General features: G+C 68.6%; 10 protein-coding genes. 2 read left to right on the top strand and 8 right to left on the bottom strand.

Annotated elements, in window-relative coordinates:
• Window positions 1–625: 625 nt before the first annotated feature.
• From F1193_RS12570 to rpsT, 4 genes are all read right to left on the bottom strand, one after another.
• The gene (locus tag F1193_RS12570; protein ID WP_246164369.1) at window positions 626–1,894 is read right to left on the bottom strand and encodes a DNA replication/repair protein RecF; all 1,269 of its coding nucleotides are present in this window, start codon (window positions 1,892–1,894) and stop codon (window positions 626–628) included.
• A gap of 47 nt (window positions 1,895–1,941) precedes the next feature.
• Window positions 1,942–3,060 (bottom strand): DNA polymerase III subunit beta, encoded by a 1,119-nt coding sequence (gene dnaN, locus F1193_RS12565; RefSeq protein ID WP_150098153.1) that lies wholly within the window; start codon window positions 3,058–3,060, stop codon window positions 1,942–1,944.
• 203 nt (window positions 3,061–3,263) lie between these two features.
• Complete coding sequence (gene dnaA / locus F1193_RS12560) at window positions 3,264–4,670, bottom strand: chromosomal replication initiator protein DnaA (RefSeq protein WP_150098152.1); 1,407 nt, start codon at window positions 4,668–4,670, stop codon at window positions 3,264–3,266.
• 1,299 nt (window positions 4,671–5,969) lie between these two features.
• A complete protein-coding gene (gene rpsT, locus F1193_RS12555) occupies window positions 5,970–6,236 on the bottom strand; it encodes a 30S ribosomal protein S20 (protein WP_150098151.1) in 267 nt (88 codons plus the stop codon).
• Window positions 6,237–6,510: 274 nt separating this feature from the next.
• Between rpsT and F1193_RS12550 the strand changes: the two genes are divergently transcribed.
• Window positions 6,511–7,317 carry an undecaprenyl-diphosphate phosphatase gene (locus tag F1193_RS12550; RefSeq protein WP_150098150.1) on the top strand — a complete coding sequence of 269 codons (807 nt, stop codon included), beginning with the start codon at window positions 6,511–6,513 and terminating at the stop codon, window positions 7,315–7,317.
• Between the two features lie 64 nt (window positions 7,318–7,381).
• On the opposite strand, the gene F1193_RS12545 is transcribed toward F1193_RS12550, so the two are convergent.
• Window positions 7,382–8,335, bottom strand: a complete 954-nt coding sequence (locus tag F1193_RS12545; RefSeq protein WP_150098149.1) for a complex I NDUFA9 subunit family protein — start codon at window positions 8,333–8,335, stop codon at window positions 7,382–7,384.
• A gap of 301 nt (window positions 8,336–8,636) precedes the next feature.
• Between F1193_RS12545 and purD the strand changes: the two genes are divergently transcribed.
• On the top strand, window positions 8,637–9,911 hold the full coding sequence (gene purD, locus F1193_RS12540; RefSeq protein ID WP_150098148.1) for a phosphoribosylamine--glycine ligase: 1,275 nt from the start codon (window positions 8,637–8,639) through the stop codon (window positions 9,909–9,911).
• A gap of 8 nt (window positions 9,912–9,919) precedes the next feature.
• Here the strand turns inward: purD and F1193_RS12535 are convergent, their stop codons facing one another.
• From F1193_RS12535 to F1193_RS12525, 3 genes are all read right to left on the bottom strand, one after another.
• The gene (locus tag F1193_RS12535; protein WP_150098159.1) at window positions 9,920–10,477 is read right to left on the bottom strand and encodes a biotin transporter BioY; all 558 of its coding nucleotides are present in this window, start codon (window positions 10,475–10,477) and stop codon (window positions 9,920–9,922) included.
• Window positions 10,478–10,584: 107 nt separating this feature from the next.
• Window positions 10,585–11,202, bottom strand: a complete 618-nt coding sequence (locus F1193_RS12530; RefSeq protein ID WP_150098147.1) for an energy-coupling factor transporter transmembrane component T family protein — start codon at window positions 11,200–11,202, stop codon at window positions 10,585–10,587.
• A complete protein-coding gene (locus F1193_RS12525) occupies window positions 11,199–11,879 on the bottom strand; it encodes an energy-coupling factor ABC transporter ATP-binding protein (RefSeq protein ID WP_210247367.1) in 681 nt (226 codons plus the stop codon). The genes F1193_RS12530 and F1193_RS12525 overlap by 4 nt, the downstream gene beginning before the upstream one ends.
• Window positions 11,880–12,073 lie beyond the last annotated feature (194 nt).

The following is a 12,073-nucleotide window of genomic DNA, read 5'->3' as shown; positions in this document are numbered from 1 at the left end:
TTGATGTCGCGAGGATCGTGAACTTGGCGGAAAATCGAGATGAGAGCCTGCATGGGAGCCTCCCCGAATCGAGAAGCCTCATGAATGAATCCTTCTCTACCTCCCGCGCAATGCCCTTATACTCATCTGCGATTCCCCTGGGGTCGGGGGTGGGGGGCTTCGATGTTCAACCGGGAAGATGGTCGACACTTTGGACCGGGATGATGGTCGACAGGTCTGGGTTGGGGTTTGCGGTTTGTTCCGCCGCTTCGCGGAGCCCCGTCCGGGGCGCAGCGAGGCCGGAAACATGAGCATTCTCCGCAAAAGTGGGCACCGGTTTTGCGAAAGAGAATGCGATAAACCAAGAACTTGGAGCGTCCGCCCGGTTCAACCGGATCGGCGGACGCTCCAGAAACTGGCCGGAAGCCGTCTCGGTTTGCCACCGGAAGAACCGACCCGCCAACAATGATACGGTTTCCGGCTGATCAAGCCGGAGAACCGTATTCCGATCGCCGAAAATCCCACTATCGGGCAATGGATTTTCGGCGAGACCGTTTCCGGTATCCCGAAGGGATCAACCGGAAACCGTATGAAACCGCCTCGCCGCCGGAAACCATTGGGGTGGGGCTGGCCTGGACACGTCTGTTCAATCCAGCCGCGACAGCCGGCCGGGCTCGACGGCGAAGCGCACCGCGCGGCTGCCCAGCGCCGCGAACGCCGCAAGGTCGGTGCCGGTCATCCAGCTCTGCACGCCGAGCCGTATCAGCGTGTCGTAGAGCGCGGCCCGGCGGTCCGGGTCGAAATGGGCGGCGATCTCGTCGAGTAGCAGCACCGGCATCATGCCGGTCATCGCGCCCACCAGCCGCACATGCGCCAGCACGAGGCCGACCAGCAGCGCCTTCTGCTCGCCGGTCGAGGCGCGGTCGGCCGTCACCCCCTTGGGGCCGAAGATCACCACGAGGTCGGAGCGGTGCGGCCCGTCCAGCGTGCGGCCGGCGGCGCGGTCGCGGGCTCGCCCCTCGGCGAGGCGGGCGCGGTAGAGATCCTCCAGCGCCAGCGCCGGCGTGTCGCCCACCGCCCGCTCCAGCCAGCCCTCGATGCGCAAGCCCGCCCACGGAAACGGCCCGGCATCGTCGCGGCTGGCGATGATCTCGGCGGCAAGCCGCCGCACCGTCTCGGCGCGCGCCGCCGCCACCGCCACCGCCACTTCCGCCACCTCGTGCTCGACGGCATCGAGCCAGCGCGCGTCGCCTCCCCCCTGCTCCAGCAGGCGGTTGCGCGAGCGCAGCGCCCGCTCCAGCGCGTTGACGCGCGCCCCGTGCACGGGGTCGACCGCCAGCACCAGCCGGTCGAGAAAGCGGCGCCGCTCGGCGGCCGGGCCGAAGAACAGCCCGTCCATCTGCGGGATCAGCCAGGCGATGGCGAGGTGCTCGGCGAAGGCGGCGGCGGAACCGACCGGCACGCGGTCGATGCGGCATTCCCGGCTCCGCACCGGGCCGGCCTGGTCGGGCGGGTTGATGCCGGTGCCCAGCACCACCGGCCCGGCATGGCCCTCGATCTCGGCCGAGACGGCCCAGGATCCGTTGCCCAAATCGCTGCCATCGCTGCCGTTACCGACGCTGCAGTCATCTTCGTAACCGCTACCGGTGCCGTGGCTCGCACCGTCGCGGCGTTCGCTGCCGTCGCGGGCCACCTCCTCCAGCGTGGCGCGGCGCAGGCCGCGGCCGGGGGCGAGAAACGAGACCGCCTCGATGATATTGGTCTTGCCCGCACCATTGGGGCCGACCAGCACCACCGGCGCGTCGCCGGGGTCGAGCACCACGCGCCGCCAGGAGCGGAAATTGACAAGCGACAGCCGCCGCACCCGCGCGGCGCGGCGCGGCGGGAGAGACGCAGCCTCGAACGACATCATCATGCGTGGTCACGGCCGCTGGCCAGCGGCCGATGGAGCCCGAGGCGCGCTCACACCCGCATCGGCATCAGCACATAGAGCGCGCCCCGGCTGTCCTTGTCGCGCAAGAGCGTCGGCGAGCCGGGATCGGCCAGCTTGAGCTCGGCATCATCGCCTTCGAGCTGGCCGGTGATCTCCAAGAGATAGCGCGAGTTGAAGCCGATCTCGAGCGGATCGGCGGCATACTCGGCCTCGATCTCCTCGGTGGCCGATCCGGAATCCGGATTGGTGACGGTCAGCACCAGCTTGCCTTCCGACAGCGCGAGCTTGACGGCGCGGCCGCGCTCGCTCGACACGGTCGAGACGCGGTCGACGGCGGCGGCGAAATCGGCCTTGTCGACCAGGAGCGTCTTGTCGTTGGCGACCGGGATGACCCGCGCGTAATCGGGGAAGGTGCCGTCGATCAGCTTGGAGGTCAGCACCGTGTCGCTGAAGGCGAAGCGGATCTTGGAGGTCGAGAGCTCGATCTGCACCTCGGTCGAGCCATTCTCCAGGAGGCGCTGCACCTCGGCCACGGTCTTGCGCGGCACGATCACCCCCGGCATGCCGATGGCGCCGACAGGCGCGGCCAGCTCGACCTGGGCCAGGCGGTGGCCGTCGGTGGCGACCGCCCGCAGCATCTCCCCCTCCGTGCCGGCGATGGTGTGCAGGTAGATGCCGTTGAGATAGTAGCGCGTCTCCTCGGTCGAGATCGCGAACTGGGTCTTGTCCAACAGCCGCTTGAGATCGGCCGCGCTCAGCGTGAAGCGGTGGCTGAACTCGCCGGCGGTGAGATCCGGGAAGTCGGACTCCGGCAGGGTCTGGAGCTGGAAGCGGGCGCGGCCGGCGCGGATCACCAGCGTCCCCTTGCTGGCATCGGCCTCCAGCGAGATCTCGGCCCCCTCGGGCAGCTTGCGCACGATGTCATTGAACATGTGCGCCGGCACGGTGGTGGCACCGGCGAGCTTCACGTCGGCGGCGATCGATTCCACCACCTCCAGGTCGAGATCGGTCGCCTTCAGCTCCAGCCGCGTGCCATCGGCGCGCAGCAGCACGTTGGCGAGAATGGGGATGGTATTGCGCTTCTCCACCACGCGGTGAACGTGGCCGAGCGATTTGGCGAGGTCGGCCCGCTCGACGATGGTACGCATGACGACACCTCGACTGCCGGCGGCCCATGGCCGCGCGGCGGAAAGCTTCGGAATACGCTTCGGGACACGCGGACGGGCTGAGACCGAGCGGCCCTGCCCCCGGCCAGACGTGCCGGGAGCGGGGACTTTAGCGCAGGATTCGCAACAATGCGAAGGCCCTTCGCCATTCGGACACCCGGCCAGGGTGCGCCGGAGCGATCCCTCTAGTCGAGGATGCGCCGCTTGAGAAGCTCGACCTCGTCGGCAAACACCCGGTCGGTCTTGATCTTCTCCTCGATCTTGCGGACCGCGTGCAGCACCGTGGTGTGGTCGCGCCCGCCGAACCGCCGGCCGATCTCCGGCAGCGAGCGCAGGGTCAGCGTCTTTGCCAGGTACATGGCGACCTGCCGCGGCAGCACGACATTGGCGGTGCGGCGCGAGGACAGGACGTCCTGCTTGGTGATGCCGGAGTGCTCGGCGACGAGGCGGATGATGTCCTCGATCCGCACGCGCTTGGTATCGGTGTGGCGGACGAGGTCGCGGATGGCGTGCTCGGCCATCTCCAGCGTCACCGGGCAGCTCGTCAGCGTGTTGTGGGCGAGCAGCCGGTTGAGGGCACCGTCGAGATCGCGGCCATTGGCGGTCACCTGGGCGGCGACATAGTCGACCACCTCGCCGGGCACCTCGAAGCCGGGGTGCTTGGTGCGGATCTGGCCGATGCGCGCCGCCAGGATGGCGCGGCGCAGCTCCTCCTCCAGCGGGCCGACCTCGACCGACAGGCCGCCGGCCAGACGCGAGCGCACGCGCTCGTCCAGGCTCTCAAGCTCGCCCGGCGGCCGGTCGGCGGCGATCACCACGGGCCGGCCGGAATCGATCAAAGCATTGAGCGTGTGGCAGAATTCCTGCTGCACCGACTTGCCCTGCAGGAACTGCAGGTCGTCGATGATCAGAAGATCGATGCCGCGCAGCGCCTCCTTGAAGGCCAGCGCCGTCTGGTTCTTCAGCGCCGCCACGAAGCCGAACATGAACTTCTCGGCCGTAAGGTAAAGCACGCGCCGGCCGAGCCGGCTGGCCCGCCAGGCGATGGCCTGCAGCAGATGCGTCTTGCCGAGCCCGACGGCGGAGTGAACGAAAAGCGGGTTGAAGCGGATGCTCTCGCCGGCACGGGATTCGGCGATCTCCTGCGCCGCGGCGTGGGCGAGCGTGTTCGAGCGCCCGACCATGAAGGTCTCGAAGCTCAGGCGCGGATCGAGCGGCGAAGCCGGCAGGCCCTCGACATTGGCGAACGGCGTGTCGACGATCGGCATCGGCCGCGGCCGCGCGCCGGCCGGCAGCGCGGGCGCCGCCGGCACCGGCTCGGCGGCCGGGCGGGCCGGCAGCCGAGCCACCGCCGAGCGGACCACCAGGTCCACCTGCTTCAGGCTCGGCATCTCCTCGCGCCAGAAGGCGTCGAGCGGCTCGGCGTAATGGGTCTGGATCCAGCTCTTCAGGAAGCGGGTGGGCACCGACAGACGCACCCCCTCGCCGGCCACCGCATCGAGCTGCATGCAGGCGAACCAGCTCGCATAGACCTCCTCGCCGAGCGTCGACTTCAGCCGGGAGCGCACGCGATCCCACGACGCCGCCGCCATTTGCGAGTCGAATTGGGGGTCGAACCGCGTCGACGTCCGCGCAAACGCAGGCTGGGCGCTTCTTACCGATTTGTGGCCGGGGAAAAACCCAGTCTCCAGACCTTCGCTCTTCAACATCCGCCGCTCCGCTCTTCGTCGATGGTCGCAATCGTCATGCCCCTGCCCCGCCAGGCAGGAGAGACGTCGATGTCGTTGCCGGAAATCGCGTTCAGTGCACGCTGGCTGTGCCCGGGAATGGGACCGCGCGTGCCGCCGTCGGCGCTGTGCCGGCCCGGGAGCCGTGCGCTCCCCGGTCGTCAGCGGCTAAGGCGGCATTGGGCTTGACCCCCGGCCGGCAGGGCCGAGGCGCGCGCTCGATCGGAGATCGCAGCCCTTTGTGCACACTGCGCTCGCCGTTCCGTGCAATAGCAGACATAGCTGTCCCTCGGCTGCAACTACGCGCAGCTCTTCTTACTTGGAATGTGGATACTTGTTACGCCACCCGCCGACAGGACGCCGGCAGATCCCAACCAAACAAGTTCGTAAGTATATCGACTGCTGGATGCCTAGACCAAGATCGGGATCCGTTCGGAAAACCCTTGCATGGTCATATGCTCCGCAGCTCCAACCAAAAATAACTCACAACGAACAGACTTACCTGGGGATGTCCCCCGCAGGTGAACGGAGTCTTAACACGCATCCCGGCCTTCGCAACTCGCATCCGCCCCGGGCGCGGCTCCTGGCCGGATCGGCACCGAAACAAAAGCACGGCACGCGGGGCAAACGTCAGCCGGCAAATCTCTGAGGATTCTGCCGGAATCGGGGCTGGTTGCGCCCGCTGCAACACCCTTCCACAAACTCGCGAACGGGGCCTTTGGCCAGTTTGGAACCGGCCGAGAAACCCGGCCCCGGCGCTGCTTATGGTCCAAACGATTGATAATTCGTTAGAAAATCTGAGCGGCGAGACCGACAGCCGAAGGCTCCCAAGCCGCCTTCCCGCCCCCGAAACCGGAAAATAGAGTCAATGGGAAATCTGCGTATGGTTCCGGATGCCCGAATCGGATCCGCCATCGTGAAACGCGCGGCGCCGGACGGATTGCATCCTTTACGCGTGCCGACACGCACAATTCAAGCATGAATAGCAAAAATCCGGCACTTGCTCACAAGTGCCGGATTTCATCCGTGACCCGATATTGTGCTGGGAGCCGGCCCTGTGCCGCGAACCGACTGTGCCGCGAACCGACCGTTCCGGAAATCGACCGTGCCGACGGGACCGCGCGCAGAGGAATCCCTGCGGGCAGCCCGGCGCGGCCGTCCGCCTCAGACGGCGACCCGCTTCACCCGCTTGGTCAGGCGCGAGACTTTGCGCGACGCGGTATTGCGGTGAAGGATGCCCTTGCCGACCGAGCGCATGATCTCCGGCTCGGCGAGCTTGAGCGCCGCCGCGGCCGCCGCGGCGTCGCCCTTGGCGAGCGCCTCTTCGACCTTGCGCACCGCGGTGCGCACCCGTGTGCGGCGCATCTTGTTGATCGCGGTCCGCCGGGCGATCTTGCGGGCCGCTTTCTTGGCAGAGCTGGTGTTGGCCATGGCCTGAATCCTGTAAGTCTGGGGGCGGTCCGACGCCGCGCCGACGTGACAACTTCTGCGGAGGGCTTGAGCGACGTTTTCGGTTCGCCGGCTCACCGGGCCGCAACTCGCGTCCCGGCTCTATAACTGTCGCCCCCGGCAGCGTCAACGGCGCCACAGCCGTTTCGACCGGGAGCATTCGGGCAAGAGCTTGCAGTAAAGCCCGCTCTCGTGGAAAGAAGGCGCCCGAAGTGCCGCGCGCCGCACGCTGATTCTGTCGGCATCGGGGGATATTATGACACTCGGCGATTTGATTGAAGCCACTTTCCTCGGACTCATCGAAGGTCTAACCGAATTCATTCCCGTATCATCGACCGGACACCTCCTGCTGGTCGGCCATTTCCTTGGCTTCGAGTCATCGGGAAAGACATTCGAGGTCTTGATCCAACTTGGTGCCATTCTGGCAATCCTGGTTGTCTACTCTACCCGATTTGTCGATGTTGCCATCCGCCTGCCGACAGATCCTCAAGCACGGCGATTTGTCATTGGAATTGTCGTCGGCTTCCTGCCAGCCGCAGTCATCGGCGTGCTCGCCCACGGTTTCATCAAGCGTGTGCTGTTCGAAACGCCGGCTTTGGTCTGCGTCACCTTGATCCTCGGCGGCGTGGTGCTTCTGATCGTCGACCGGCTGCGGCTGCCCCAGCGCCATCATGACGCCATGCGGCTGTCACCCCTGATGTGCTTCGGCATCGGCTGCTGCCAGGCGGTGGCGATGATCCCCGGCGTGTCGCGCTCGGGCGCCACCATCGTCGGCGCCATGCTGATGGGGGTGGAGAAGCGCGCGGCGGCCGAATTCTCCTTCTTCCTGGCGCTGCCGACCATGGCCGGCGCCTTCACCTACGACCTCTACAAGAACTGGTCGCTGCTCAGCGCCGACGACGGATTGCTGATCCTGGTCGGCTTCGTCGCGGCATTCTGCGCGGCGGTGCTGGTGGTCAAGACGCTGCTCGACTTCGTCGCCCGGCACGGCTTCGCGCCCTTCGCCTATTATCGCATCGCCGCCGGCGTGCTGGGCCTGCTTGGCCTGTGGCTGGTCGGCTGAGGGCGGCGGGCCCCGCCCTCGCGCGGCTGTGCGGACCGGTGGAGGGTGACTCGCGCCGGAACCCTCACACCGGGGGCGGCTCCGAGAACTGCCCCTCGCGGCGGAAGCGGCCGAGATAGCTCGGCAGCACGCTCATCAGTGCGGTCGGGGTGATGCCGAGTCCTTCCAGCGTGTGGCCGGTCTGGATCGCCGCGTGCGAGACGATGTTGGGACTCTTGAGCAGCGTCACCTGGTCGGGCGTGAGCAGCGGGTTGGGCAGATACTGCATCACCAGCGCCTGCAGATAGGCCACCGGGAAGGGCAGCGGCACCAGCAGCCGCTTGCGGCCGGTGATGTCGAGGATCATCCGCAGCAGCTCCTCGAAGGTCTTCACCTCCGGTCCGCCGAGCTCGTAGATGCCGGGCGCCGCCGTCCCCTCGACCCCCTTGAGCGCGGCCTTGGCGACGTCGCCGACATAGACCGGCTGGAAGCAGGTCTTGCCGCCGCCGACCAGCGGCAGCACCGGCGAGATGCGGGCAATCGACGCGAACAGGTTGAAGAAGCCGTCCTCCGGCCCGAAGATGATCGACGGCCGCAGGATCACCGCCCCCGGCACGGCGGCCCGCACCTTCTCCTCGCCCACGGCCTTGGTGCGGGCATAGATCGAGGCCGAGTTGGGATCCGCCCCGAGCGCGGAGACGTGCACCATGCGCGCGCCGACCGCGGCCGCCGCCTCGGCGACGGTGCCGGCCGCCTCGGCATGGACGGCGTCGAAGCGCTGGCGGCCGGTCTCGAACAGGATGCCCACGGCATTGACCACCGCGTGCGCCCCCTCCACCGCCTGACGGACGGAATCGGGATAGCGCAGATTGGCCTGGACGGCGGAAATCTGGCCGACCGTGCCGAGCGGCTGCAGATGGCCGGCGAGGTCGGGCCGGCGTACCGCCGCGCGCACCCGCCAGCCGGCCTTCGCCAGCGCCCGCACGATGTGCCGCCCGACGAAGCCAGACCCACCGAACACCGTGACCAGACGATCCATTTTCTTCAGTCCTCTTCCGCAGCCCGCGGGATCGTGCTCCAGCTCCTGGCCCCAGTGCAACTATCTAGAGCATTTACCGCAGGCGTGGGAACCGGTTATGCGAAAGAGACTGCGCCAATTCAACACTTTAGAGTGTCGGGTGGTCTCAGCCCGGGCGGCGGGTGCCCCGGCCGTTTCGCCGCCCGCCGGAAAGGCCGCCCGCCGGCCGCGCCGGGGCAGCGCAGGGATAGCGCAACCGCGTCGCAGGCTTGCGGCCGGCCGGCCGCCTCGCTACCCCTCGCCGCGAGCGGAGAACTGAATCATGAACGTGCTCTTGATCGGCTCGGGTGGCCGGGAACATGCGCTGGCCTGGAAGCTCGCGGCGAGTCCGCTGATGACCCGGCTCTATTGCGCGCCGGGCAATCCCGGCATCGCCGCGGAGGCGGCCTGCGTCGCGCTCGACCCGGCCGACCATGCGTCGGTGATCGCCTTCTGCCGGGTCAAGGCCATCGACCTCGTGGTGGTCGGGCCGGAGGCGCCGCTGGTGGCCGGACTGGTCGACGACCTGGAGGCCGCCGGCATCAAGGCGTTCGGCCCCACCAAGGCGGCCGCCCGGCTGGAAGGCTCCAAGGGCTTCACCAAGGATCTGTGCCGGGATGCCGGCATCCCCACCGCCGCCTATGCCAGCTTCACCGCGCTGGCGCCGGCCAAGGCGTATGTCCGCGCGAAAGGCGCGCCGATCGTGGTCAAGGCCGATGGCCTCGCCGCCGGCAAGGGCGTGGTGGTCGCCGCCACCGTGGCCGAGGCCGAGGCCGCGCTCGACCACCTGTTCGCCTCTGCCGCGCCCGGCGAGGCGGCCGTGGTGGTGGAGGAGTTCCTCGACGGCGAGGAGGCCTCGTTCTTCGTGCTCTGCGACGGCACCAGCGCGTTGCCGCTCGCCACCGCCCAGGACCACAAGCGCGCCTTCGACAACGACCAGGGCCCCAATACCGGCGGCATGGGCGCCTATTCGCCGGCACCGGTGATGACGCCGGCGGTGGTCGAGCGGACGATGGCCGAGATCATCCGCCCGACGCTGCGGGCGATGGCCGAAAAGGGCTGCCCGTTCAAGGGCATCCTCTATGCCGGGCTGATGGTCGGCAGCAATGGCCCCAAGCTCATCGAATACAATGTTCGCTTCGGCGATCCCGAGTGCCAGGTGCTGATGATGCGCCTGGTGTCCGACCTGCTGCCGGCGCTGATCGCGGCGCGCGACGGCACGCTGAACGATGTCGAGCTGCGCTGGTACGACGACGCGGCGCTGACCGTGGTGCTGGCCGCCAGGGGCTATCCCGGCAAGGCCGAGACCGGCACGGTGATCGCGGGCCTCGGCACCGCCGCCCAGGGCGATCCCGACGTGGTGGTGTTCCACGCCGGCACCGCGCAGCGCGGCGACGACATCGTCGCCGCCGGCGGGCGGGTGCTGGGCGTCACCGCCATGGCGCCGACCATCGCCGAGGCGCAGGCCAAAGCCTATCGCGCGGTCGACCGCATCGACTGGCCGGGCGGCTTCTGCCGGCGCGACATCGGCTGGCGGGCGATCGCGCGCGCCGGCTGACCGCCGGCCTATTTCAACGGGATCGGATAGACCCGCCTGACGCCACGGGCGACGAGGCCGGCGACGACCGCCTTGGCGAGGTCGCCGGGCAGAAACACCAGCGCCCCCAGCGCAGCCTTCTCAAGCGGCAGCCCGGTGGCCAGCGCCAGCCAGGGAATGCCCATCGCGTAGCACACCCCGATGCCGCCGGCGATGCAGGCAAGAATGGACAGACCATTCTCCTTCCACGCCGGGCCGCGCACGCGTGCGAAGCGCGCGGCCAGCCAGCCGATGACGAACGCCCCGGCGATGAAGCCGAACAGGAAGCCGCCCGAGGGACCAAGCAGCATGCCGAGCCCGCCACGCCCGCCCGACAGCACTGGCAGCCCGATCGCCACCAGGAGCATCACCAGCGCGGTCGCCGCCGCGCCGCGCCGCGGGCCAAGAATGGCGCCGGCCAGCATGACGGCGAGGTTTTGCAGCGTGATCGGAACCGGGAGCCCCGCAACCGGAATGACCGGAACCAGCCCGAACGCCACGATGATCGCGGCGAACAGGGCAATGAGGACGATGTCGCGAATGGTCATGTCGAGCGGATTCTGGCCAAGTTTGAAGGAGCGTCGCACCAGACCACGGCCAAGCTGCCTCCGACAAGCCGTATCGCGGCCGCCGGTCATGTGAACGCGCCCGCCCCTCACCGCCCCGGCCGGTCGGGCGGAAAGCCGCGCGCCTCGATGGCGGCGGCGATGTCGTCGGCGTCCTTGAGGGTGCGCACCACCAGCGGCACGATCAGCGCGAGCGGATTGGCGTCGAGCCCGCGCGCCGCCTGCGCCTCGCGGATCTCGCGATAGTGGCCGAGAATGTCGGGCACGAAGCGCAGCACCAGCGACACGGCGAGCGCGATGCGGGCGGAATCGACGAGGCCGCGCCGGTCGAGCGGCGCCAGCAGCGCCTCGATCGCCTCCAGCATGTCGGCGGCGCGGGTCGACAGCGTCACCGCCAAGGCCGCCAACACGATGGCGGAGAAGCGCAGCGCCACCACCGCCGCCTGGTGCCAGCCCTGCGACAGGCCGGCGATCAGCGCCACCAGACCGATCAGGATCGCGCTACCGGCGAGCTGGCGCGTCAGGCGCGCCCGCGGCGGGCGGACGATCGCAAGCAGCAGGACCCCAGCCAATGCCGCCGGCAGCAGCAGCGCAAGATCGGCGGTGAGGAACACGGCGGTACCGAGCACCACGAGACCCGCCAGCTTGGCCGACGCCGGCGCGCGGTGCAGCAGGCTGTCGCCGGGACTATAGAGTGGCGCGGTCATGCGGCGGCGCGCTCGCGATACCAGGCGATGGCGGCGCGCGGGGTGTCGTCGGCCGCGATGCGGCCGTCCTCGATCACCAGCACCCGGTCGAACCGCTCGACGAGGTCGAGATCGTGGGTGACGACGAGCGCGGATGCGGCCAGCGCGTCGATGACCGCGCGGATGCGGTTGCGGTTCTTCAGGTCGAGCAGCGTGGTCGGTTCGTCGAACACCACGAGCTTCGGGCGCATCACCAGCACGGCGGCCAGCGCCGCGAGCTGCTTTTCGCCACCCGAGAGCGAATGACTCGCGCGCTCCACGAGATGAGCGATGCCGAGCCGCGCCAGCTCTGCCGTGACGCGGGTCGGAATTTCGACCTTCGCCAGGCCCGAATTCTTGAGCCCGAACGCCATGTCCTCCGCTATGATGGGAAAGACGATCTGGTTGTCGGGATTTTGGAACACGAAGCCGACGCTGCGGCGGATCTTGGCGGCCTCCCGGGCAGTGTCGAGCCCGTCGATCCGCACCGCGCCGGTGGTCGGCACGACCAGGCCGTTCAGCAGGCGGGCAAACGTGCTCTTGCCCGAGCCATTGGCGCCGATGACGCCGATTCGCCGCTCTTTGAGCGTCAGTGTCGTCGGCGCGATGATCGTGCGGCCGTCGATGACGACGCCGGCGCGGTCGAGTTCGACCGTCACCACGGCAGCGTTGTCGGCGGAAGTGGATGGATCGGGGTGGCGCATGGCTATCCGGTGTGGCAGAGCGAACGCCGCTCATAGCGGGCATGGGGGCGCGGCGCCACCGGCTGCGGCGCCGCCGAAGCGCGCCCTACCGGCGACGCCGGGCGCTGCGTCATGCCAAGGACTTGCAGACCGCGCCTGGACAGGCCAAA

This window comes from Blastochloris sulfoviridis (genome assembly GCF_008630065.1).
GTDB lineage: Bacteria > Pseudomonadota > Alphaproteobacteria > Rhizobiales > Xanthobacteraceae > Blastochloris > Blastochloris sulfoviridis.
This window is presented reverse-complemented; position numbering and strand designations above follow the sequence as displayed.

Coding starts and splice junctions, on each gene's coding strand:
- F1193_RS12570 (WP_246164369.1), bottom strand. CDS start 1,894: ATGATGATGTCGTTCGAGGCTGCGTCTCTCCCGCCGCGCCGCGCCGCG.
- dnaN (WP_150098153.1), bottom strand. CDS start 3,060: ATGCGTACCATCGTCGAGCGGGCCGACCTCGCCAAATCGCTCGGCCAC.
- dnaA (WP_150098152.1), bottom strand. CDS start 4,670: ATGGCGGCGGCGTCGTGGGATCGCGTGCGCTCCCGGCTGAAGTCGACG.
- rpsT (WP_150098151.1), bottom strand. CDS start 6,236: ATGGCCAACACCAGCTCTGCCAAGAAAGCGGCCCGCAAGATCGCCCGG.
- F1193_RS12550 (WP_150098150.1), top strand. CDS start 6,511: ATGACACTCGGCGATTTGATTGAAGCCACTTTCCTCGGACTCATCGAA.
- F1193_RS12545 (WP_150098149.1), bottom strand. CDS start 8,335: ATGGATCGTCTGGTCACGGTGTTCGGTGGGTCTGGCTTCGTCGGGCGG.
- purD (WP_150098148.1), top strand. CDS start 8,637: ATGAACGTGCTCTTGATCGGCTCGGGTGGCCGGGAACATGCGCTGGCC.
- F1193_RS12535 (WP_150098159.1), bottom strand. CDS start 10,477: ATGACCATTCGCGACATCGTCCTCATTGCCCTGTTCGCCGCGATCATC.
- F1193_RS12530 (WP_150098147.1), bottom strand. CDS start 11,202: ATGACCGCGCCACTCTATAGTCCCGGCGACAGCCTGCTGCACCGCGCG.